General features: G+C 70.8%; 22 protein-coding genes. 9 read left to right on the top strand and 13 right to left on the bottom strand.

Features of this window, described 5'->3' with window-relative positions; genetic code table 11:
- Positions 1-27 precede the first annotated feature (27 nt).
- Positions 28-705 (top strand): ANTAR domain-containing response regulator, encoded by a 678-nt coding sequence (locus ACVBEQ_RS10670; protein WP_447153108.1) that lies wholly within the window; start codon positions 28-30, stop codon positions 703-705.
- Here ACVBEQ_RS10670 and ACVBEQ_RS10665 read toward each other — a convergent pair.
- The 9 genes from ACVBEQ_RS10665 to ACVBEQ_RS10625 form a co-directional block, all read right to left on the bottom strand.
- Positions 698-1,240 (bottom strand): hypothetical protein, encoded by a 543-nt coding sequence (locus tag ACVBEQ_RS10665; protein WP_447153107.1) that lies wholly within the window; start codon positions 1,238-1,240, stop codon positions 698-700. The two genes, ACVBEQ_RS10670 and ACVBEQ_RS10665, sit on opposite strands and share 8 nt — an antisense overlap.
- A 48-nt stretch (positions 1,241-1,288) precedes the next feature.
- Entirely contained in the window at positions 1,289-1,843 is a 555-nt protein-coding gene (locus tag ACVBEQ_RS10660) for a hypothetical protein (protein ID WP_447153106.1), read from the bottom strand.
- Positions 1,844-1,856: 13 nt separating this feature from the next.
- The gene (locus ACVBEQ_RS10655; protein WP_447153105.1) at positions 1,857-2,189 is read right to left on the bottom strand and encodes a GNAT family N-acetyltransferase; all 333 of its coding nucleotides are present in this window, start codon (positions 2,187-2,189) and stop codon (positions 1,857-1,859) included.
- Positions 2,190-2,261: 72 nt separating this feature from the next.
- Entirely contained in the window at positions 2,262-2,687 is a 426-nt protein-coding gene (locus tag ACVBEQ_RS10650; protein WP_447153104.1) for a molybdenum cofactor biosynthesis protein MoaE, read from the bottom strand.
- Complete coding sequence (locus ACVBEQ_RS10645; RefSeq protein WP_447153259.1) at positions 2,688-3,212, bottom strand: MogA/MoaB family molybdenum cofactor biosynthesis protein; 525 nt, start codon at positions 3,210-3,212, stop codon at positions 2,688-2,690.
- Between the two features lie 44 nt (positions 3,213-3,256).
- Positions 3,257-3,694, bottom strand: coding sequence for a cyclic pyranopterin monophosphate synthase MoaC (gene moaC / locus ACVBEQ_RS10640; RefSeq protein WP_447153258.1), 438 nt, complete (start codon positions 3,692-3,694; stop codon positions 3,257-3,259).
- A gap of 62 nt (positions 3,695-3,756) precedes the next feature.
- Positions 3,757-5,184: an NAD-dependent malic enzyme gene (locus tag ACVBEQ_RS10635; RefSeq protein WP_447153103.1), complete on the bottom strand. Its 1,428-nt coding sequence runs from the start codon at positions 5,182-5,184 to the stop codon at positions 3,757-3,759.
- Between the two features lie 85 nt (positions 5,185-5,269).
- Positions 5,270-5,824 (bottom strand): nucleotidyltransferase family protein, encoded by a 555-nt coding sequence (locus ACVBEQ_RS10630; protein WP_447153257.1) that lies wholly within the window; start codon positions 5,822-5,824, stop codon positions 5,270-5,272.
- A 60-nt stretch (positions 5,825-5,884) separates the two neighbouring features.
- A complete protein-coding gene (locus ACVBEQ_RS10625) occupies positions 5,885-6,061 on the bottom strand; it encodes a hypothetical protein (RefSeq protein ID WP_447153102.1) in 177 nt (58 codons plus the stop codon).
- 186 nt (positions 6,062-6,247) lie between these two features.
- On the opposite strand from ACVBEQ_RS10625, the gene ACVBEQ_RS10620 reads away from it, so the two are divergent.
- Together ACVBEQ_RS10620 and ACVBEQ_RS10615 are read left to right on the top strand one after the other, a co-directional pair.
- Complete coding sequence (locus ACVBEQ_RS10620; RefSeq protein WP_447153101.1) at positions 6,248-8,539, top strand: helicase C-terminal domain-containing protein; 2,292 nt, start codon at positions 6,248-6,250, stop codon at positions 8,537-8,539.
- Positions 8,536-8,886, top strand: coding sequence for an MmcQ/YjbR family DNA-binding protein (locus ACVBEQ_RS10615; protein WP_447153100.1), 351 nt, complete (start codon positions 8,536-8,538; stop codon positions 8,884-8,886). Before ACVBEQ_RS10620 ends, ACVBEQ_RS10615 begins: the two co-directional genes overlap by 4 nt.
- A gap of 37 nt (positions 8,887-8,923) precedes the next feature.
- Here the strand turns inward: ACVBEQ_RS10615 and ACVBEQ_RS10610 are convergent, their stop codons facing one another.
- Positions 8,924-9,631 carry an LppU/SCO3897 family protein gene (locus ACVBEQ_RS10610; protein WP_447153099.1) on the bottom strand — a complete coding sequence of 236 codons (708 nt, stop codon included), beginning with the start codon at positions 9,629-9,631 and terminating at the stop codon, positions 8,924-8,926.
- 62 nt (positions 9,632-9,693) lie between these two features.
- Here ACVBEQ_RS10610 and ACVBEQ_RS10605 point away from each other — a divergent pair, with 62 nt between their 5' ends.
- The 3 genes from ACVBEQ_RS10605 (at position 9,694) to ACVBEQ_RS10595 (ending at position 12,418) form a co-directional block, all read left to right on the top strand.
- The gene (locus ACVBEQ_RS10605) at positions 9,694-10,665 is read left to right on the top strand and encodes an aldo/keto reductase (RefSeq protein ID WP_447153098.1); all 972 of its coding nucleotides are present in this window, start codon (positions 9,694-9,696) and stop codon (positions 10,663-10,665) included.
- 144 nt (positions 10,666-10,809) lie between these two features.
- Complete coding sequence (locus ACVBEQ_RS10600; protein WP_447153097.1) at positions 10,810-11,466, top strand: CPBP family intramembrane glutamic endopeptidase; 657 nt, start codon at positions 10,810-10,812, stop codon at positions 11,464-11,466.
- A 1-nt stretch (position 11,467) separates the two neighbouring features.
- The gene (locus ACVBEQ_RS10595; protein WP_447153096.1) at positions 11,468-12,418 is read left to right on the top strand and encodes an alpha/beta hydrolase family protein; all 951 of its coding nucleotides are present in this window, start codon (positions 11,468-11,470) and stop codon (positions 12,416-12,418) included.
- Positions 12,419-12,422: 4 nt separating this feature from the next.
- Here the strand turns inward: ACVBEQ_RS10595 and ACVBEQ_RS10590 are convergent, their stop codons facing one another.
- Together ACVBEQ_RS10590 and lhgO are read right to left on the bottom strand one after the other, a co-directional pair.
- The gene (locus ACVBEQ_RS10590; protein ID WP_447153095.1) at positions 12,423-15,002 is read right to left on the bottom strand and encodes a DEAD/DEAH box helicase; all 2,580 of its coding nucleotides are present in this window, start codon (positions 15,000-15,002) and stop codon (positions 12,423-12,425) included.
- A gap of 58 nt (positions 15,003-15,060) precedes the next feature.
- The gene (gene lhgO, locus ACVBEQ_RS10585) at positions 15,061-16,257 is read right to left on the bottom strand and encodes an L-2-hydroxyglutarate oxidase (RefSeq protein WP_447153094.1); all 1,197 of its coding nucleotides are present in this window, start codon (positions 16,255-16,257) and stop codon (positions 15,061-15,063) included.
- A gap of 138 nt (positions 16,258-16,395) precedes the next feature.
- On the opposite strand from lhgO, the gene ACVBEQ_RS10580 reads away from it, so the two are divergent.
- From ACVBEQ_RS10580 to ACVBEQ_RS10570, 3 genes are all read left to right on the top strand, one after another.
- Positions 16,396-17,028 carry a Pr6Pr family membrane protein gene (locus ACVBEQ_RS10580; RefSeq protein ID WP_447153093.1) on the top strand — a complete coding sequence of 211 codons (633 nt, stop codon included), beginning with the start codon at positions 16,396-16,398 and terminating at the stop codon, positions 17,026-17,028.
- Between the two features lie 4 nt (positions 17,029-17,032).
- Positions 17,033-18,346, top strand: coding sequence for a CoA transferase (locus ACVBEQ_RS10575; protein ID WP_447153092.1), 1,314 nt, complete (start codon positions 17,033-17,035; stop codon positions 18,344-18,346).
- A 127-nt stretch (positions 18,347-18,473) separates the two neighbouring features.
- Positions 18,474-20,138, top strand: a complete 1,665-nt coding sequence (locus ACVBEQ_RS10570; RefSeq protein WP_447153091.1) for a DNA repair helicase XPB — start codon at positions 18,474-18,476, stop codon at positions 20,136-20,138.
- 100 nt (positions 20,139-20,238) lie between these two features.
- On the opposite strand, the gene ACVBEQ_RS10565 is transcribed toward ACVBEQ_RS10570, so the two are convergent.
- Complete coding sequence (locus ACVBEQ_RS10565) at positions 20,239-20,958, bottom strand: PIG-L deacetylase family protein (RefSeq protein ID WP_447153090.1); 720 nt, start codon at positions 20,956-20,958, stop codon at positions 20,239-20,241.
- Positions 20,959-21,408 lie beyond the last annotated feature (450 nt).

Raw genomic sequence — 21,408 nt, 5'->3', positions numbered from 1 at the left:
GACACCTGACCAGGGGGATGTGAAGACATGAGCGGCGTGCGAACGGCACAGCGGACCGCGGTCGCCGAACGGACCGCCCGACGGCGGGTGCTGATCGCCGAGGACGAGCCGCTCATCCGGATGGATCTCGCCGAGATGTTGACCGAGGAAGGTTTCGACGTCGTCGGCCAGACCGGGGACGGAGACGAGGCGGTCGCCCTCGCCGGCGAGCTGCGGCCGGACGTGGTGATCCTGGACGTGAAGATGCCCCGGACCGACGGCATCACGGCCGCCGCCGGAATTGCCGAACGGTGTCCGGCACCCGTCGTGATGCTCAGTGCCTTCACCGACGCCGAACTGGTCGGCAAGGCCGTGCAGGTCGGCGCGATGGCCTACGTGAGCAAGCCGTTCACCGCCGCGTCGCTGCTGCCCGCACTCGAGGTGGCCATCGCGCGGCATGCGGACGCCGCCAAGCTGCGCGCCGACGTCGCGGACGCCTCGCAGCGCCTGCACTCGCGCAAGGTGATCGACCGGGCCAAGGGGCTGCTGATGAGCCAGCAACGGATGACCGAGCCGCAGGCGTTCCGCTGGCTGCAGCGCACGGCGATGGACCGCAGGGTGTCGATGTTGCTGGTCGCGACCGCGGTCATCGAGAACGCGGCCAGCGCCGGCGCATCGCCCACCACCGCGACTGCGGCGCCCGCCACCGCCGGCGTGCTCAGCTGAAGACGAGCCCGTCGCCGTCGGTCGCCAGGATCCCGGCGGCGATCAGCCGGTCCAGGGCAGCGCCTTCCGGCACCGCACCCGCCGGGGCCCGCTCACTGCCGGTCTCGATCATCTGACGGGCGATCCCGCATGCGACGGTGAGGTCGCCGTCGGCGATCGATCCGAGTCGTTGACGAACGGCGAAAAGCCGTGCCGGGTCGGCGGGCTGCAGGGTCGCGAGGATGAAAATGGTTGCGGCGTCGAGTATTCCGAGGTCGTACCGGACCGCGCGGATCCGCGGGCCCTCGTGCGGGCGGGCCAGCCACTCCCCGAAGTCCGGCGTGCCGGGTTGGGGTGGCTCCGGCGGCGTCGACACATCGATCCGGGGTTCCGCCAGCCCGAGCAGCCGGATCATGCTCGCCCTGCCGGCCACGTCGTGCTGTTGCAGCACGATGGCGATCGCCAGTGACAGCACCCGATCCTCGTCCAGATTCGAGACCAGCGACCAGTAGTCGAACATCCGGACCGGCCGGTCGTCGTCATCGGAGGCGTTCACGGCGGCACCACCCTCACGACGGCACCACCTTGACGACGGCACCGGACGTCAGCTGTTCAGGCCGAGCTGACCAGCACTGCTCTTGACGAAGCCCTTGTCGACGACCGTCGCGAGCAGTCGTCGGTTGTGCTCTGGCCCTTTGTCGTCCGGCAGACGCCGGAGCAACTCGTCCTGATCGACCCACTGCACGTCCTTCTCCCGCAACAGCCGGCCCAGTGCCGCGACCACCTCGAGTTCCTCGTCGGTGATCTTCCGCAGGCTGCCCTGCAGGGCGACGATCGCCGCGATGCCCAGACCCGCAGGCGTGGTGAGGCTGAACAGCAGGGCCGCGGTCAGCAGGCTGATCTGGAACCAGGACTTCTTGAGATGCCTGACGTTGACGTCGATGTCGGTCCCGGGCACGACATAAGCACCGGATGCGCCGGGCGGCACGCCCTCGTGCGGTTCCAGTCCGAGCGCCCGCAGGATCAGCACCGCCTCGGTCGCCGAGCGGCCGTCCAGGAGTTCGGTGATCGCCGCGGAGAGCGCTCGATCGTGCCGGATCTCCGACACCGCAAAGGCTTCGCGGAAGGCTGCCAGCCGCGCCTCGTCGTCACTCGGCATCCGCGTGCGCCGGTCAGGCCGGCAGGTCGAACCGAGCCCTGGCGTCGGCCGGCACGAGGTCGAGATATTCGGTGTGCCGGGAGATGTACCGGCGGACGAACGGACACTGCGGCAGCACGGCGATGCCCCGTGAGCGCATCTCTTCCAGAGTCTGCTTGATCAGCACTGAGCCGAGTCCACGGCCCTCGTACGCCGGGTCGATCTCGGTATGGGTGAACGTGTAGCGATCCCCGGACGCCCGGTACACGGTGAATCCCGCTGTCTTCCCGTCGACCAGGATCTCGAACCTGTTCTGGGCGGCCACCTCTCGAACGGTGAGCTCGGCTTCGTGGGTCGATTCCGTCATCGGCTCTGCGCCTCTCGTGGGTGGGTTCTGTCTGGTCCGTGGGGTCTGTCCGGTCTGCGCCCGATCCTGCCATCACGCCGACCCGACCCATTCATCCGACCCGTCGTCGAAGACCTGGCGCTTCCACACCGGCAGCCGCCGCTTCACCTCGTCGACCAGATCACTGCAGGCCTCGAACGCCTCCCTGCGGTGGGCGGCGGACACGGCCGCCGCCAGCGCGACGTCGCCCACTCGCAGCAGACCGACCCGGTGTGACACGGCGAGGGCCACGACACCGTCCCGGGCGGCGATCTCGGCCGCGACCTCGTCCACCACCGCCGCGGCGGTCGGGTGCCCGTGGTACTCGAGTTCGGCCACCTGCCGGCCGCCGTCGTGGTTGCGGACGACGCCGGAGAAGCTCACCGTCGCCCCGGCGGCGGGGTCGTCGACGGCACTGAGATGCGCCGCCAGGTCGAGCACGCTCTCGGTGACCTGGCTGAGCGCCACCCGCCCCGCCATTCAGAGCCCGCCGGTCGCGTGATCGCCGGTCGCGTGGTCGCCGGTCGCGTGGTCGCCGGTCGCGTGGTCGCCGGTCGCGTGGTCGCCGCCGCGGAGCTGGCTCATCGCGTGATCGACGACTCGCCCCAACACGGTCAGCCCGTCCCGGACACCACCGGTGGAACCGGGCAGGTTCACCACCAGGGTCCGGCCGGCCACCCCCGCCAGCCCGCGGGACAGGACTGCGGTCGGCACCGCGTCGCTGCCCTCGGCACGAATCGCAGCGGCCAGCCCGGGGATCTCCCGGTCCAGGATCTCCGAGGTCGCCTCGGGGGTGCGGTCGGTCGGTGAGATCCCCGTTCCGCCGGAGGTGATCACCAGGTCGGCGCCCACCGCGGACCGCAATGCAGCGGTGACCTCCGGACCGTCCGGCACCACCGTCGGGTCGTCGACGCGAAAACCTCTGTCCCGCAACCATTGCACGATGACCGGTCCGGTGCGGTCGGAGTAGACGCCGGTCGCCGCGCGGGTCGACGCGATGATCACCACGGCGGTCCGTTCCGCACCCGCCGGGGCGGCTTCCGGCGCCGTCATCGGTCCTCCGGTCTGGTCCAGCTGCCGGTCTTGCCGCCGTCCTTGCGCTCCACCCGAACCGCGTCGAGCACGGCGGCGGGGTCGACCGCCTTGATCATGTCGTGCAGGGTGAGCCCGGCGACCGCGACCGCCGTCAGGGCCTCCATCTCCACCCCGGTCCGGTCGGTGGTCCGCACGGTGGCGGAGATCCGGATCTCGGAGGTCCCGGTCTCCAGGTCGATCACCACCCCGGAGAGCGCGATCGGGTGGCACAGCGGTACCAGGTCGGGGGTCCTCTTGGCGCCCATGATGCCGGCGATCCGGGCGGTGGCCAGCGCGTCGCCCTTCGGGAGTGCGCCGTCAGCCAGCAGGGCCAGCACCTCGGGCGTCGTGCGAAGTACACCAGTCGCGATGGCCGACCTGACCGACGGCTCTTTCTCCGACACGTCGACCATTCGGGCCGCGCCGGTGGCGTCGACGTGCGTCAGGGCGGCGCCACCCGCGACCACACCGTCGGTCACGGCAGGACCGATTCCTTCGCACCGCCGGCGGGATGCGCCCGCGCGGTCCGCGACGCGTCCACCACAGCCCGCGCGACGGCCTTGGCGACGTTCTCGTCGAACACGCTCGGCACGATGTAGGACGCGTTCAGCTGGTCGTGCGACACCACATCGGCGATCGCCGCGGCGGCCGCCAGGAGCATGGCATCGGTGATCTCGGTCGCCTGCGCGTCGAGCAGGCCGCGGAACACACCGGGGAAGGCCAGCACGTTGTTGATCTGATTCGGGAAGTCCGACCGGCCGGTCGCGACGACGGACGCGTGCGCCTGGGCCTCCAGCGGATCGATCTCCGGGTCGGGGTTCGCCAGCGCGAAGACGACGGCGCCGGCGTTCATCTTCGCCACGTCGGACCCGTCGATCACGTTCGGCGCCGATACCCCGATGAAGACGTCGGCACCGGCAATGGCGTCGTGGATCGTCCCGGTGAGGTTGGCCTTGTTGGTGCGGTCGGCCACCGCTGACAGGTTGGGGTCCATCCCTTCCCGGCCCCGGTGCACGATGCCGGCGATGTCGCAGGCGATGATGTCGGCCGGGCTCTGCAGCAGCAACAACCTGATGATGGCGTTGCCCGCGGCACCGACCCCGGAAACCACGATCCGGCAGTCGGCGATGTCCTTGTGCACCACCCGCAGTGCATTGCGAAGGGCCGCGACGACGACGATGGCGGTGCCGTGCTGGTCGTCGTGGAACACCGGGATGTCCAGGAGATCCCTGAGCCGGGCCTCGATCTCGAAGCACCGCGGGGCGGCGATGTCCTCCAAGTTGATGCCGCCGTAGACCGGCGCGATCAGCTGGACGGTGCGGATGATCTCCTCGGTGTCGGTGGTGTCCAGGCACACCGGCCAGGCGTCCACGCCGGCGAACTTCTTGAACAGCGCCGCCTTACCCTCCATCACCGGCAGCGCCGCCGCGGGACCGATGTTGCCCAGGCCCAGCACCGCGGTGCCGTCGGTGACGACCGCGACGGTGTTCCGCTTGATGGTCAGCCGCCGCGCGTCGGCCGGGTTCTTGGCGATCGCCTCGCAGACCCGGGCGACGCCGGGTGTGTACGCGCGGGACAGGTCGTCGCGGTTGCGCAGCGGGACTTTCGACGTCACCTCGATCTTGCCGCCGATGTGCACCAGGAACGTCCGGTCGGAGACCTTGCGGACCTCCACACCCGGCAGCAGGTTGACGCAGTCCGTCAGCTCGTCCGCGTGCTCCTGCGACTGGGCGTTCGCCGACAGGTCGACCACCATCCGGTCGGCCGTGGACTCGACGACGTCGAAACCGGTGATCACCCCGCCCGCACGGCCCACCGCCGTCGTGAGGTCGCCGGCCGCCGACGCCGACGGCGGCGCCGCGATCCGCATGGTGATCGAGTAACCGGGACCTGGCACAGCCATCTTCAGGACTCCTTGGTCGGTGGGCTGCCGGACCGCGCGGGCCCGGTGTGCCGGAATCGTAGACCGCTGCGGGCGGACCGACAGATCACCCTGGAGGCAGGTCGACGTCCTCCCCGGACCCGACGTCGGAGCATTCGATCAGCCGCGGCGCGGTGTCCCGGAAGTAGTCGCGGGCACCGGCGTCCCCGGCGGCCGAGGCGATGACCCCCGGCCAGTGGTCGCGGCCGAGCAGCACCGGGTGCCCGGGCACCCCGCCGTAGGAGGCACGCAGCAGCGCGCTCCTGGCGCTCGCCGATGACCCCGCGGCGAGCACCAGTCGCTCGGTCACCGCCACGCCGACGCCGGGTAGGTCGACCAGCAGCACCACCACCGCATCGCAGTCGGGTTGCATCGCGAGCAGACCACAACGGAGGCTCGAGCCCATGCCCTCCGCGTGGCCGGCGTTGTCGATGACCAGCACACCCGGCGGGAGCAGGGCGGCGACCTCCTCGCCGGCGGCGCCGACGACGACGAGCCGGACCTCGCAGCAGCGCAGCGCGGCGAGGGCCCGCAGTACGGAGGGCCCGGAGCCGGTGTCCACCAACGCCTTCGGTTGCCCGTACCGCCGCCCGGACCCGGCCGCGAGTAGTAGTCCTGCGATCCGCGCAGGCTCCGGCGCGGTCAGCGCGCCGCCGCCTGTGACAGGCGGGCGGGTACGCCGCTAGCGGTTGATGATCGTGGTCGGATGAACGTAGGGCACCGACTTCAGTGGGAACTCGATCTCGCCGAACGGCGACAGCGCGCCCTGGACATCGGTGCTCAGCTCGGTCACCGGGTGCTCTCCGTCCGGCGTTTCCGGCCAGGTGGGATCGACGCCTTTGCTGCGCTCGGCGGCCACGGTTTTCCTCCTCGCGATCACGGCAGGACCGTCGGCCCGGGCCGTGGTGTTCGCCCGGCGCTGCCGGGTGACGGGGCGGGATGTCCTCCCCGGTGATCATTCTGGCCCATCGGGCCTGATCCGCTCAACAGCAGCCCGCGACGTCGGCGGCATCCGGCCCCGCCGCGAGTCACTACGGTTGAAGCGATGCCTTCGACCCTGGACTGGTTGCGTGCGCGGGATGACGCCGCCCTCGCGGCGTTGCTGCGCGCGAGGCCGGACCTGACGGTGCCCGCTCCCGGTGACCTCACGGTGCTGGCGGGGCGGCTGAACACCGGGCCGTCGGTGTGGCGGGCGATGGAATCGCTCAACCAGTTCCACATCCAGGTCCTGCAGGCGCTGGCCGTGCTGGGCGCCGACCGGCACGCCGTCCCGCGGGCCGATATGGCCGAACTGCTGGGGGGCGGGGTTCCGCCCGATGCCCTCGCGGCCGCCCTCGATACGCTCGAGAGGCTCGCCCTGGTCCGCGGCTCGGCCACCATCCAGATGCCGTCCGCCGTGCTGGCGGTACTCGGGCCGTATCCCGCGGGCTTGGGTTCGCCCGGCGGGCGGACCGTCGCCGAGGCGGAGGCGGCGCTGGCCGGGATCGACCCGACCGCCCGCGGCATCCTCGACCGGCTGGCCAGCGGCGTGCCGCGCGGCACCACGGACTCGCGGTCCTCGATCGCCGCCAAGGTCAAGGCGCTGATCGCTGCTGGACTGCTCCGCAGGGTCGACCCGGAGACCGTCGAGCTGCCCCGGGAGGTCGGGCTCGCGCTCCGCGGGGACGAACCGCTGGGTCCGATCCACGTCACGCCGCCCGCGGACACCGTTCGCGACCACGGCGTTCGCACCGTCGACGGCACCGGCGGCGGACAGGCGCTGGCCACCGTCGACCGGCTCGGGAGGCTGCTCGAGGCGATCGGGCAGAACCCGCCGCCCGCCCTGAAATCGGGTGGCCTCGGCATCCGGGAGTTGCGCCGACTGGCGAAGGCGATGGGAACCGACGAGGCGATCACCGCGATGGACGTCGAAGTCCTCGCCGCGGCAGGGTTGATCGCCGCCGCGGATTCCCGGGGGCGGATGGCCGAGTCGTGGACCCCGACGTCGGAGACCGACGAGTTCCTCGAAGGACCCGACGAGGCGGCGTGGGCGCAGATCACCGCGGTCTGGCTGGACCTGCGGCGCAACCCGTCCCGGGTGGGCAGCCGGGATGCCTCGGACAAGGTGCTGAACGCATTGTCGCCCGAGCTGTCCTGGATCCGCGGGCCGGCCGAGCGGCGGTTCGTCCTGGGCGCACTCGCCGAGTTGCCGCCGGGCTCCGGGCTCGATGCCGATGCGCTGTCGGCCAGGCTCGGCTGGCGGTCGCCGCTGCGTCCGGCCGACCAGCGCGACGCCGTGCTGCGGTCGACCATCGCCGAGGCGACCGCGCTGGGTGTGGTCGCGTTCACCGCGCTGACCACCGCGGGTCGCGAGTTGCTGGCCGGGTCGGTCGCCGGCGCCGAGGCCGCCCTGGAGGCCGCGTTGCCCGCGCCGGTCGACAACGTCATGGTGCAGGCGGATCTGACGGTGGTGGCCCCGGGACGGCTGGTCCCACCGCTGGCCGCGCGGCTCAACCAGGTCGCCGACGTCGAATCGGCGGGCAGCGCGACGGTCTACCGGGTGACCCCGCAGTCGATCAGGCGGGCGCTCGACGCCGGTGCCTCGACCGCGGAGCTGCACGAGCTGTTCGCCACCCACTCGGTGACCGGGGTCCCGCAGGCTCTGAGCTACCTGATCGACGATGTCGGCCGCCGGTACGGGGTCTTGAGGATGGGCAACGCGAGCACGTACCTGCGCAGCGACGATCCGGCGCTGATCGACCAGGCCGTGGTCGAGGCGTCATCGCTGGGCATCCCGTTGCGCAAACTCGCGCCGACGGTGGCGATCTCGACCGTCGGCATGCAGGAACTGATGACACAGCTGCGGACCGGCGGCTTGGTGCCGGCCGCCGAGGACTCCAGCGGCGCCGTTCTCGATCTGCGCTCGCGGCCGCACCGGACCAAGCAGCCGGCTCGCCAGTACCAGCACTGGCGGGAGCCGCCGCAGCTGACCGACGAGCAACTCGACTCGCTGATCACCCGGATGCGCAGCGCCGACCGCACCGGCGCGCTGTACTCGCACGGTGACGTGCAGCCGGCCGGCGACACCCTCGCCGTGCTCCGGGAAGCGGTCGACAACCGGACACCGCTGTGGATCGGCTATGTCGACGCTGATGGCGGCACCACGCACCGGATGATCGAACCCGTCGCGATGTCCAGCGGCGCGGTCGTCGCCTTCGACCGGCTCCGCGGGGCGGTCCGCACCTTCGTGCTGCACCGGATCACCGGGGTGCGCCGGGTGACCGACGAGGAGGACGGTGGCATTGCCTCCTCGACCACGTCCGAGGAGGACGACGTCACGTCCAGGCCGACACCATGAGCCGCGCCGACCTGCTGGCGTACTGCCTGACGCGGCCGGGGGCGTGGGTGGACGAGCCGTGGGAAGGCGATCAGGTGGTGAAGGTCGCGGACAAGATCTTCGCCTTCCTCGGACCGCCCGACGGCGCCACCATCGGGCTCAAATGCGGCCGGTCGGCGGAGGACGCGCGGGAGTGGCGGGACCAGTATCCGGATGAGGTCACGGTGTCGGCCTACATCGGCCGGTACGGATGGAACACCTTCGTCATCGGGTCTGCCATCGCGGACGACGAGCTCCGGGAGGCCATCGACACGTCGTACGCGGATGTGGTTGGCCGGCTGCCGCGGTCCAAACGCCCGTCTTCCTAGTGCGCCGGCTCCCTGGTGCATCGGTCCCGACTGCCGCTCACGGCAGCCCGAGGCAGAGCACCTCCGGGGTCGTCACGTGCACCAGCGAGGAGATCGTGCCGGTCGGGCAGCCGCGTGGGTCGACGGTGCCGCCGAGGATGGCGATCACCCGGAACAGGCCGGTCGGGGTGCTGCTCGAGCCGGGTGTCCGGCAGGCAGCCTTCCCGACGCTGTCCGCGCGACCGGCGTACAGGCATTCACCGACGACGGCCCGGTAGTTCAGGCAGAGCACCACCCTGTCCCTGGTCACCAGGGTGAGATCGGACGACACTGTCCCGCACCGGGCCGACTCGGTGGAGTCGGGAAACGTTGCCGCCACAACGAACTCGACGTCGCCGGCCGCACAATCGACGACCACGACGGCCCGGCCGGCGCTGGAGGTGAGGCAGCTCCCGGGTGCGAGGGCTCCCGACGTCTGGCCCGGTGCCTGGCCCGGATCGGTCCAGAGCAGCACGGCGACCAGCACGGCAGCGGCCACCGCGACGGCGAGCCAGCCGAACACCGACCGCCGGGACGGCCGCCGGTGCGGCGGGCCCGGATCGTCGGAGCCGAAGTCGAAGTCCCCGAAGACGGCGGACGGTTGGTCCAGCCGCCGGGGCGGGTAGCCGCGCGCCGCGCCGCCGACCATCCCGATGTGTTCGGCAGGGACGCCGCCGGGACCGATCTGCACCGCCCGCCAGCGCGGCTGCTGCTCCGGCCCGGTCATCGATCAAGGGTGCCACGCCGCCGGGTGCGGGGCCGCTGCCGGGCGGCCGTACCCTGCTGCCCATGACTGATCCGACACTGCGACGGCTGGGCCGTTCCGGGCTTGCGGTTTCTCCCGCCGGGCTCGGCTGCAACAACCTGGGACGCGCCCAGACCGCCACCGAAACCCTCGACGGCGCAAGGGCTGTCGTCGATGCCGCACTCGACGCGGGCATCACCCTGTTCGACGTCGCGGACATTTACGGCAATCCGCCCGGGCGCAGCGAGGAACTGCTCGGGGCGGCCCTTGGCAGGCGGCGACAGGACGTCGTCGTGGCCACCAAGTTCGGGATGGACATGCAGGGCGCGAACGGACCGGACTTCGGTGCGCGAGGGTCGCGGCGCTACATCCGTACCGCCGTCGAGGCTTCGCTCCGGCGCCTTGGCACCGACTGGATCGACCTCTACCAGTTCCATCAGCCAGACCCGCAGACGCCGATCGAGGAGACGCTGGCCGCGCTGGACGAACTGGTCAGCGACGGCAAGGTGCGCTACGTCGGGCACTCCAACTTCGCCGGCTGGCAGCTGGCCGACGCCCAATGGGTCGCCCGCACCGAGCACCGAACCCCGTTCATCTCGGCACAGAACGAGTACTCGCTGCTGCGCCGGGAGATCGAACGCGACCTGGTGCCCGCCGCGGAGGAGTTCGGGATCGGCATCCTGCCGTTCTTCCCGCTGGCGAACGGCCTGCTGACCGGCAAGTACACCCGGTCCGACGCACCCGCCGGCAGCAGGCTCCGCGAGATCAAGCCGCAACTGCTGGAGTCCGCGCCGTGGGAGGCGCTGGAGCGACTGCAGAAGTTCGCCGACGAGCGCGGAGTCGGCATGCTGGAGGTCGCGTTCGGCTGGCTGCTCGGCCAGCCGCAGGTCTCCTCGGTGATCGCCGGCGCCACCGCGCCGGAGCAGGTGCGGGCCAATGCTGCGGCGGCCACCGCGTTCCGGCCGACGGCGGAGGATCGCGCGGAGATCGACGGCATCTTCCCGCCGCCGGCCTGACGGCCTTTTCGGGCGGTCTATTCCGGGCGCCGGTCTTTTCGGGCGGCGGGTTCTCGGGCGGTGGTCTTTTCAGGCGGCGGCGGCTCCCGCGGTCCTATCCTCAGCGCGGGTCGGCATTGTCGTCAGCGCCCGAGGAGGTCGGTGATGTCCGTGCGGGACGCCGTCCGCCGCGTGGCGGCGCTGGCGGTACCCATCGTCGTCCCGCTGGGCATGTCCGCGGTGTTCCGCGAGACCACCCGCCGTTTCGGCGAACGCAGAGGCATCCAAGCGGGTTTCGCCGTCTACTGGGCGACCTGCTGGGGAGCCGCGTTCGCCATCGGTGGCCCCCGTGGCATCACAGCGGCCTTCCGGCCGGCAACGCCCGCGCTGCCCGGCCGGGGCATCCTGGCCGCCGCGCTCCTGGCCGTCCCGCCCGTCGGCGCGGTTGCCACCGAATTGCTGCCGCAGGTGCGGCAGGCCGGACCGCGCGCCCTCGCCACCTCGATCGGACTGGCGATCACCAATGCACTGGCCGAGGAGGCGCTCTGGCGTGCCCTGCCGGTGGTGATGTTCCCGCGTCAGCGGATTCTCGGATGGCTCTGGCCCGCAGCCGGTTTCGCCGCCTGGCACCTCGCACCCTTGCGCGCGTCCGGGGCTGCAGCGGGCAGACAGGCCGCACTGCTGGTCGGCGCCGGGCTGATCGGAACCGGCTCCGGGTGGGTTGCCCACCGGACGGGTTCGGTGGCGGCCGGGGTGATCCCCCACATCGTGACCGATGCCTGCGGCGTCAGGTCGGCCCGGCGCACCTGGCTCGGGGGCTGACATGGGACGAGTGCCGGCGGGCCACCGTGCTGCTCTGCTCGGCGTCGCGCTGTTGGGACTGCTGACGGCAGGCTGCTCACAACCCACGCCTCCGGATGTGTCCACCTCGGCTGCCATCAGCCCATCAGCCCCGTCCGCCCGGGTGTCCACGTCCCCCGCCGCATCGGCTCGGGCGTCCACGTCCCCCGCCGCCCCTTCCCCGGCCGCCGGGTCCCCCGCCACCTCCTGCACCGACGACCAGCCCGGCCGGTACACCACCGAACTGTTCGACGCGGCGCCGGTTGACACGGTCAGCTACGCCCCCGGCCTGCTGGCGGACGTCTACGCACCGGCCGACGACCCGGCGGCCTGCAAGATCGGGGTCGCCTGGGTGCACGGTGGCGGGTTCACCCAGTTCGACCGCACCGGTGACGCCGAACGCGAGTGGGGAAACGCGCTCGCGCGGCGCGGCTTCGTCGCGGCCTCCATCGACTACCGGCTGGGCGGCGGGGCACCGTTCGCGCTGGACGGCGCCACCGACCCGGAACGCAATGCGGTGGTCGAGAACGCCATCGCCGACGCGCAGAGCGCAGTGGACTGGCTCCGCGGTTCGGGCACCGAGTGGGGTGTTGACCCTGCTCGGGTGGCCATCGGCGGGTCGTCAGCGGGCGCGATGACGGCACTCGGCGCGGCACTGACGGCGACCGACCCGCCGTGCGCGGTGATCTCCGTTTCCGGTGACCTCCGACCGGAATGGGTTGCCGCGCAGCCTGTACCGGTCCTGTTCATCCACGGGAACGCCGACGACGTCGTGCCCTACAGCTCCTCAGCGGCCGGTGTTGCCGTGCTGCAGTCGGCCGGCGGGACCGCCGAACTGGTGACCATCGACGGTGCCGGCCACGAGATCACCGGGCCACCGCGGCCGGAGATGGTGGACGCGGCGGCACGCTGGTTGGCCCAGAGCTGCGGCTGAAGCTTCAGCCGGTCAGCGGCCCGACGTCGACGATGCTGAGCACCGGTTCGCCCGCCTCATCGGAGGCGGCGAGGTCGATGTCCGCGGACATGCCCCAGTCCCGGTCGCCCGCCGGATCGTCGAAGATCTGCCGGACCGACCATGTGTCGTCCGACCGATTGATGATCACCAGCGCCGACGAGCGTGCGGTCGCGCCGATGCCGAGGTCGTCGTACTCGTCCCAGTAGGCGTCCATGGCGTCCTCCCAGCGGTCCGCCCGCCAGCCGTCGGTGCCGTGCAGCTCGCCCAGCTCGGTGTAGTGCCGGAGCGACACCAGTTCGACCCGGCGGAACATCGCGTTGCGCACCATCACGCTGAAGCCGCGCTGGTTGGCGGTGACGCCGCGGGCGGCGATCGGCGGGCGGACCTCCCCGCCGGCACCGACGACGCCGAGTTCGTCGAGGTCCGGATGGGCGAGGGCTTCCCACTCGTCGAGCAGGCTGGAATCGACGCCGCGGACGAGTTCGCCGAGCCAGGAGGTGATGTCGGTCAGTTCATCGGTTCTGGCGCTGGTCGGAACCGTCCGGCGGAGCGCCCGGTACGCGTCGGCGAAGTACCGCAGCACGACACCCTCCGAGCGGGTCAGCCCGTAGAAGGCGACGTATTCGGAGAACGTCATCGCCCGCTCGTACATGTCCCGGACAACCGACTTGGGTTCCGGCTGGTACTCGGCCACCCACGGAGCGCCCTTGCGGTAGGCCTCGTAGGCGACCTCGATCAGGTCGGCCAGCGGCTTCGGGTAGTCGACGTCCTCGAGCAGCGCCATCCGGTCCTCGTACTCGATGCCGTCCGCCTTCATCGCGGCGACGGCCTCGCCGCGCGCCTTGAACCGCTGTGCGCTGAGCACCGGTCGCGGCCCTTCGAGGGTGGCTTCGATCAGCGACACCGCGTCCAGCGGGTAGCTGTCGGCGTCCCGGTCCAGGATGTCCAGCGCCGCCAGTGCCAGCGGCGACAGCGGCTGATCGAGGGCGAAGTCGAGCTGCAGGTCCATCGTCAACCGGTACCGGCGGCCCGTCTCGTCCGGTTCGTCGAGCCGCTCGACAATGCCGGCGTCCAGCAGTGCTCGACCGATGGCGATGGCGCGCAACGCATGTCGCAACTGACGGCTGCGTGGTTCGTGACTGCCCTCGATCAGCCGTCGCATCGAGCTGAACGCGTCACCGGGGCGGGAGACGACGCCGAGCACCATCGCGTGCGACACCCGGAAGTGCGACGTCAGCGGCTCGGGTTCGGCGGCGACCAGCTTCTCGAACGTCGTCTCCGACCAGCTGACGAAACCCTCGGGCGGCTTGCGGCGCACCACCTTCCGCTTCTTCGCGGCGTCGTCACCGGCCTTGGCGACAGCCCGCTCGTTCTCGATGACGTGTTCCGGCGCCAGTACGACGACGTCACCGGCGACATCGAACCCGGCCCGCCCGGCGCGGCCGGCGATCTGATGGAACTCCCGCGCGGACAGCTGCCGGGTGCGACGGCCGTCGTACTTGCTCAACGCCGTGAGCAACACGGTGCGGATGGGCACGTTGATGCCGACGCCGAGGGTGTCGGTGCCGCAGATCACCTTGAGAAGTCCTGATTGGGCGAGCTTCTCGACGAGCCGCCGGTACTTGGGAAGCATGCCGGCGTGGTGCACGCCGATGCCGTGCCGGACCAGCCGGGACAGCGTACGGCCGAACCCGGGCGAGAACCGGAAATCGGCGATCACCTCGGCGATCTGATCGCGCTCAGCCCTGGTGGCGACGGTCAGGCTGGACAGCGCCTGCGCCCGTTCCAGCGCCGCCGCCTGGGTGAAGTGCACGATGTACACCGGTGCCCGGTTGGTCGCCAACAGATCCTGCAGGGTCTCCGTCAGCGGCACCAGGGTGTACGAGAAGTGCAGCGGCACAGGGCGTTGCACGTTCGCGATGACGGCGGTCGGCCGCCCGGTGCGCTCGGTCAGGTCGTCGGCGAAGAACCGCATGTCGCCGAGGGTGGCCGACATCAGGACGAACTGTGCGCGGTTCAGTTCCAGCAGCGGCACCTGCCAGGCCCAGCCGCGCTGCGGGTCGCCGTAGTAGTGGAACTCGTCCATCACCACGACGCCGACGTCGGAATCCGCCCCGCCGCGGAGCGCTATCCCGGCGAGGATCTCCGCGGTGCAGCAGATGATCGGGGCGGCGGCGTTGACGGCGGAGTCGCCGGTGATCATCCCGACCGCGGAGGCGCCGAAGATGTCGACCAGGTCGAAGAACTTCTCCGACACCAGGGCCTTGATCGGGGCGGTGTAGTACGAGCGCCGGCCGGTGGCCAGCCCGGTGAACAGGGCCGCGGTGGCGATCAGACTCTTCCCGGAGCCGGTGGGGGTGCCGACGATGACGTTGGCGTCACCGACGATCTCCAGCAGCGATTCCTCCTGGTGCGGGTACAGCGGCAGGCCGCGGTCGGCCGCCCAGGCGGAGAAGATGTCGAACAGTTCGCCGGCGTCGGCCTCGTGCTCGACCCCGCCGCCGAGTGCGGCGTCCCAGACACTCTCGCCGTCGGCGGTGGGCAGCAGGTCGGCAAGAGTCACCGGTCCAGCTTGTCACGACCGGGGCGGCCGGCGGCACGGGTCGTGGTCGGACCTGCGCTCAGCTCGGCACGCCCTCCAGCACCTGGCGGGTGATGTGTTCGGCAATTGCCAGCGACGACGTCGCGGCCGGTGAGGGCGCGTTCCGGACCAGGGTCATCCGGGGCCGGCGGGTGATCCAGAAGTCGTCGACCAGCTGGCCGTCGTTCTTGATCGCCTGTGCCCGCACGCCGGCCGGTGCCGGCTCGAGGTCGGACAGCGCCAGCGCGGGCAGGTACTTGCGGGCCTGCGCCAGGAAGTAGCGCTTGCTGACCGAGCCGACCATCTCCTTGGCGCCGGTCCGCCAATGGGTCTTGGCGAGCTTGCGGAAGGCCGGGGTCCGCAGCACGGCAGCCAGGTCGGAGGCCGAGACGTCGGTCCGCTGGTAGCCCTCGAGCGCGAGGGCCAGCACGGCGTTCGGTCCGATGTCGACGGTGCCGTCGATCCGGCGGGTCAGGTGGATACCGAGGAACGGGTACCGCGGATCGGGAACCGGGTAGACCAACCCCTTCACCAGATGCGCGTGCTCCTGCGCGATCCGGTAGTACTCGCCGCGGAACGGGATGATCGCCGGTTCCGGATCGTCACCGGTCAGCACCGCGAGCCTGGCGGACTGCAGGCCGCCGCAGATCACCACCTCGTCGGCGACGATCTCGCCGGAACCGGTGAGCACGACCACGCCGTGCTCTTCCTGCCGGAACCCGGTGACCGGTGTCGAGGTCCTGACCGCACCGCCCCGCGCGACGAGGTCGTCGGCGATCGCCTGCGTCACGGCAACGAAGTCGACGATGGCCGTCGACGGGGAGTACAGCGCCCGGACACCCTGGACATACGGTTCGATGTCGGTGATCTCGCTGGCGCCGATCATCCGAACGTCGTCGACCCCGTTCGCCAGGGCACGTCGTTTGACCTCGTCCAGCCGGTCGGCCTCGTCGGCATCGAGCGCGACGACCAGCTTGCCGATGTTCTGGTAGGGAATGCCCTTGTCGGCGCAGAACTCCTTCAGCAGGCCCGATCCACGGCGGCAGAGCTCGGCCTTCAGGGATCCGGGCGGATAGTAGATCCCGGCATGGATGACGCCGCTGTTGTGGCCGGTCTGGTGCCCGGCAACCATCGGCTCCTTGTCGACGACGGTGATCTCGGCGTCCGGGCGGTCGATCGCGAGCTGGCGGGCGGTGGCGACACCAACGATGCCCGCGCCGACGACGACAATTCTCATGCCGGCACCTGCTTTCGTCGCATTTTGGCAAGTTACCGGACGGTGCCGTTGACGTGCGCGTTCGTGTGACAGGCCGCACGATGGGCGCAGGTCCCGACGTACCGGGTCGCGGGACGAATGCTGGGAAGGACGACGCCGATGAACGCCCCTGCGCTCCGCGGCGATCCAGCAGCGCCGGAGAGAATGTCGGTGACGGCGGTGCTTTCGCGCAGTGTGCTGGCCGGGCTGGCGTGGTGGGGACTGCTCGCGGCGCTCGGCGGCGATCTCGGTCAACTCCGCTACTTCTCCCAGGTCACCACTGCGACCGTCGCGCTGGCCGCGACCGCTTCGGTATTGACCTGGGGCGTCACGGCGCCGGGGTGGCGGCGGGCGCTTGCCTGGTGCCGCGGCGCCTCGACGACGTACGCCATCGTCACGGCGGTGATCTACCAGGTGCTGCTCAGCGGCAATCTGGAGGCGACCTCGAGTCTGCTGGAACATGCGATCGTGCCGATCCTCGCCGTCGTCGATTGGGTGGTGTTCGGGCCGGAACGGATGCGCCAGGCGTGGTGGACAGCGTTGAGCTGGCTGATCCTGCCGATCGGCTACCTGGGCGTGTACTACAACGTCCGTGACCGCAACGGGAAACCGCTCTACCCGTTCCTGGACCCCGCGGCCGGCAACTTCTGGACGTGGGTCGGAATCATGATCGCGGTCTTTCTGGCGGTGGGCTATCTCGTTTGGCTGGTAGGTCGCGCGCGTCGCCGGCCGCCCTTGACCGCCGGCGGCTGACGCGTTGGGTCGCGTTCCCGTCGAGATCACCGGGCCAGCGGTCGTTCTCCCGTCCCGCTACGACGTCACCACGCTGGCCTCCGACGCGGTGGCGTCCGCCACCCTGGCGGCGGCACAGCTGTTGGCCGCCCGGACCGGCGAGCGGGTTCGTCACGTGCAGGTCGACCGGGTCGCGGCATGTGCTGCCTTCCTCGGTGAACGGCTGTTCCGCCCCGACGGCTGGCGGTTGCCGCCGGCCTGGGACCCGATTGCCGGGGACTATCGCACCGCCGACGGGTGGATCCGGCTGCACACCAACTACTCGCACCACCGCGCGGCGGTGCTGCGTGCGCTGCGGCTGCCTGACGACGGGACGTCTCGAGAAACCGCTGCCGATGCAGCCCGGCGGCGTGGCGGCGAGGAACTCGAGGCAGCGGTCGTTGCTCACGGCGGCGCGGCTGCGGTGCTGCACAGCACGGCTGTCTGGTCGGCGTCTACGCCCGGTCGGGCCGCCCGGCGGGACCGGCTCACGGTTGAACTCGCCCCAGCGGCCCCCATCGCCCTCCCCGCTGCCGAGTTGCCGTTGAGCGGCATTCGGGTGCTGGACCTGACCAGGGTGATCGCCGGACCGGTGTGCACCCGGTTCCTCGCGGCGTACGGAGCCGAGGTGCTGCGGATCGATCCACCGGGGTTCGAGGAAGTTCCTGCGCTGCTGCCGGAGGTCACCCCGGGCAAGCGCTGTGCTGCGGTGGATCTGCGCACCGGTTCCGGCCGCGACCGATTCCTGGCGTTGGTACGTCAGGCACACGTGGTCGTCAGCGGACTGCGTGACGGCGCGCTGGCCGGCCTCGGCCTTGGGCTGCTCGAGCTGCGGGCGCAGAACCCGTCGCTGATCACCGCGCGGCTGAACGCGTACGGCTTCGACGGGCCGTGGCGGGGCCGTCGTGGGTTCGACAGTCTGGTCCAGATGAGCTGCGGTATCGCCTACCTCGATGCAGGGTGGGAGCCGTCACCGCTGCCCGCGCAGGCCCTGGACCACGCCACCGGTTACCTGTTGGCCGCTGCCGTCTGCCGGGCCGTCACACATCTGGTGCGCACCGGGATCCCGTCCGACATCCGCACGTCGCTGGTCGCGACGGCCAATGTCCTGATGGACCTTCCTGTGCCCGTCGGTGACGCACCCGTGGATCCGGGGTGGCCGGACGAGGTGTTCGAAAACGTGCGGACGTGGTGGGGTCCGGCCCTCCGGGTACGGGTGCCCGGCAGCATCGAGGGCGTCATCCCGTCCTGGTCCGTCGAGGCGGGCCCGCTCGGCCGGCACCAGCCGGCGTTCGAGTGATTCCCGTGCGCTGTCCGGTGGGATCCCGCCCGCTCCGGAGTGGAGGACACTGGAGAGGTTGCCCCGCGCACCAGCGGGGCATCAGCGCGTAGTGCGCTGGCAAGCTGCAACCGCGAAGGACCAGCCCGTGACCGACGGCCCGCTGATCGTGCAATCCGACAAGACGCTGCTGCTGGAGATCGGACACCCCGACGCCCCGGCCGCGCGCGCCAACATCGCACCGTTCGCCGAACTCGAGCGGTCGCCCGAACACGTGCACACCTACCGGATCACCCCACTCGCGCTGTGGAACGCCCGCGCCGCGGGCCACGACGCAGAACAGGTCGTCGACGCGCTGGTCCGCTGGTCGCGTTTCCCCGTCCCGCAGGCGCTGCTGGTCGATGTCGTCGACACCATGGGCCGCTACGGGCGGCTGATCCTGCAGACCCACCCGGCGCACGGGCTGATCATGGTGTCGCGCGACCGGGCCGTGCTCGAAGAGATCATGCGACACAAGAAGATCGCACCGATGCTGGGCACCCGGATCGACCCGGACACGGTCGTCGTGCACCCGTCGCAGCGCGGCCATCTCAAGCAGGCTCTGCTCAAGGTCGGCTGGCCCGCTGACGACGAGGCCGGCTACGTCGACGGCGAAGCACACGACATCCAGCTGGATACGGCGAACTGGCATCTACGGCCGTACCAGGAGCAGGCGGTCGAGGGCTTTTGGGCCGGTGGCTCAGGGGTTGTCGTGCTGCCCTGTGGCGCCGGTAAGACACTGGTCGGGGCGGCCGCCATGGCGAAAGCCGGTGCGACGACGCTGATCCTGGTGACCAACACGGTGTCCGGCCGGCAGTGGCGTCGCGAGCTGCTCGCCCGCACCTCGCTGACCGAGGAGGAGATCGGCGAGTACTCCGGCGAGCGCAAAGAGATCCGGCCCGTCACCATCGCGACCTACCAGGTGATGACGCGCAAATCGGGGGGCGTCTACAAGCACCTAGATGTGTTCGACTCGCACGACTGGGGCCTGGTGATCTACGACGAGGTCCACCTGCTGCCCGCCCCGGTGTTCCGGATGACCGCCGACCTGCAGTCCCGCCGCCGGCTCGGGCTGACCGCGACGCTGGTCCGCGAGGACGGGCGGGAAGGCGACGTCTTCTCGCTGATCGGACCCAAGCGGTACGACGCACCGTGGAAGGACATCGAGTCACAGGGCTGGATCGCGCCGGCCGAGTGCACCGAGGTGCGGGTGACGCTGACCGACGCCGAGCGCCTCGGGTACGCCACCGCGGAACCCGAGGAGCGGTACAAGATCGCCTCCACCGCGCGGACCAAGATCCCCGTCGTCCGCTCGATCCTCGACCGTCACCCTGGTGAGCCGACGCTGGTGATCGGCGCCTACCTGGAGCAACTCGAGGAACTCGGCGAGGAACTGCAGGCGCCGATCATCCAAGGGTCCACGCGCAATGCCGAGCGGGAGCGGCTCTACGACGCCTTCCGGCACGGTGAGGTGTCCGTGCTGGTGGTGTCCAAGGTCGCGAACTTCTCGATCGACCTCCCCGACGCGACGGTCGCCATCCAGGTGTCGGGCACGTTCGGTTCCCGTCAGGAGGAAGCGCAGCGGCTGGGCCGGATCCTGCGACCCAAGGACGACGGGCGGCAGGCGCACTTCTACTCGATCGTCGCCCGGGACACGCTGGACACCGACTATGCGGCGCACCGTCAGCGGTTCCTGGCCGAGCAGGGCTACGCCTACCGCATCGTCGACGCCGACGATCTGCTGGGACCGGCGGTTCCGGGGACGGCCGAGTAGGTCGACCAGCTCGCGTCCCAGCTGGGGGTCCACCAGAGGAGCGGCCGCTCGAGTGCTGTTCGGGTCACCTACTTGCTCGAGCTGGGTTTCTCGGGCTCGGCTAGCTCAGCAGTTCGTAGCTGACGGCAAGGCGGCCGCCGAACCGCTCGCCGGCCGTTGCGGCGAACCCGCGCAGCATGTCGTCGGGGTCGGGAGCGGCTCCGCCGAGGCCGTCCAGATAACGTTGGTGAGCCCGCAGTGATGCCACGCCGCGCTCGATGGAGCCGGTGACGTCGACGGCGTGGGTGGGCCTGGTGGACATTCCGATTGCGGTGTAGCGCACCTTCCACGGTTCCAGACCCTCGTCGAGCAGATCCCGGAACACCCAGCGGTTACCGGCATCTCGTGCGGCGTCGACGGCCGCCAGGCCCACGGCGCGATGGTCGGCCTGATCGAACCCGCCCCATAGTGGTCGCGGCTCCGGGTTGGTGGTCACCACCAGATCAGGTGTGAAGCGCCGAATCGCGGCGGCGAGCGCACGGCGCAGCGGCAGGCCGTACTCGACGACCCCGTCCTGGAATCCGAGGAACTGCACGTCATCGACGCCCACCTCCGCGGCGCCGGCGCGCTCCTCCGCTTCTCGGATCGGCGCGCATGCCTCGGGATTCAGCGAGTCGATGCCGGCCTCGCCGGAGGTGACCAACACGTAGGCGACCGACTTGCCCGCGGCGGTCCACGCGGCGACGGCGCTGGCAGTGCCGTACTCGAGGTCGTCGGGGTGGGCGGCGATGCACAGCGCGCGGGACCAGTCGTCGGGGAAGGGCTGCAGGGAGTCGGTCACCGCAGCAGTCTGCCCGCTGGGCGGGCGGGTCGGGGATGGGCCTGCTGTATTTGCGCCTTGGTTTGCCTTGTTCTTGCCTGACTGGGTCCGCCGAGTGGGTCCGCCGACTAGCGTCCGCCGACCGGGTCCGCCGAGTGCTCGGCCCGGCTCGCCCGCCGGGGGAGGGGTCACGCCGACGCCGGGTTCATCTATGCCGCCTCTTCACTCCGGGGGTGAAGTGCGCTCCTCGCCAGCAGCAGCTGCCAGGCCTGATGATGCTCGCAGACCGGCGAATGTCAGAGCCCGAGATCTACCGAGCCATGATTGATCTCGCTATTGCGTACATACCGCCCATGACCTATGATTAGTACACACGTTCGAACGGTGGTGATGGTCATGAGCGACAAGCCGACAGCGGCTGGGCGGTGGGCCGGGCACGCCACCGGCCCCGCCGGACCGGCGTCGTTGGCC

This window comes from Nakamurella sp. GG22 (genome assembly GCF_052976845.2).
The sequence above is the reverse complement of the archived record's forward strand: the minus strand, read 5'-3'. Positions and strand labels throughout refer to the sequence as shown.

Coding starts and splice junctions, on each gene's coding strand:
- ACVBEQ_RS10655 (WP_447153105.1), bottom strand. CDS start 2,189: ATGACGGAATCGACCCACGAAGCCGAGCTCACCGTTCGAGAGGTGGCC.
- ACVBEQ_RS10610 (WP_447153099.1), bottom strand. CDS start 9,631: ATGACCGGGCCGGAGCAGCAGCCGCGCTGGCGGGCGGTGCAGATCGGT.
- ACVBEQ_RS10595 (WP_447153096.1), top strand. CDS start 11,468: ATGGGACGAGTGCCGGCGGGCCACCGTGCTGCTCTGCTCGGCGTCGCG.
- moaC (WP_447153258.1), bottom strand. CDS start 3,694: ATGGTCGACGTGTCGGAGAAAGAGCCGTCGGTCAGGTCGGCCATCGCG.
- ACVBEQ_RS10620 (WP_447153101.1), top strand. CDS start 6,248: ATGCCTTCGACCCTGGACTGGTTGCGTGCGCGGGATGACGCCGCCCTC.
- ACVBEQ_RS10615 (WP_447153100.1), top strand. CDS start 8,536: ATGAGCCGCGCCGACCTGCTGGCGTACTGCCTGACGCGGCCGGGGGCG.
- ACVBEQ_RS10600 (WP_447153097.1), top strand. CDS start 10,810: ATGTCCGTGCGGGACGCCGTCCGCCGCGTGGCGGCGCTGGCGGTACCC.
- ACVBEQ_RS10605 (WP_447153098.1), top strand. CDS start 9,694: ATGACTGATCCGACACTGCGACGGCTGGGCCGTTCCGGGCTTGCGGTT.
- ACVBEQ_RS10660 (WP_447153106.1), bottom strand. CDS start 1,843: ATGCCGAGTGACGACGAGGCGCGGCTGGCAGCCTTCCGCGAAGCCTTT.
- ACVBEQ_RS10580 (WP_447153093.1), top strand. CDS start 16,396: ATGAACGCCCCTGCGCTCCGCGGCGATCCAGCAGCGCCGGAGAGAATG.
- ACVBEQ_RS10650 (WP_447153104.1), bottom strand. CDS start 2,687: ATGGCGGGGCGGGTGGCGCTCAGCCAGGTCACCGAGAGCGTGCTCGAC.
- lhgO (WP_447153094.1), bottom strand. CDS start 16,257: ATGAGAATTGTCGTCGTCGGCGCGGGCATCGTTGGTGTCGCCACCGCC.
- ACVBEQ_RS10635 (WP_447153103.1), bottom strand. CDS start 5,184: ATGGCTGTGCCAGGTCCCGGTTACTCGATCACCATGCGGATCGCGGCG.
- ACVBEQ_RS10670 (WP_447153108.1), top strand. CDS start 28: ATGAGCGGCGTGCGAACGGCACAGCGGACCGCGGTCGCCGAACGGACC.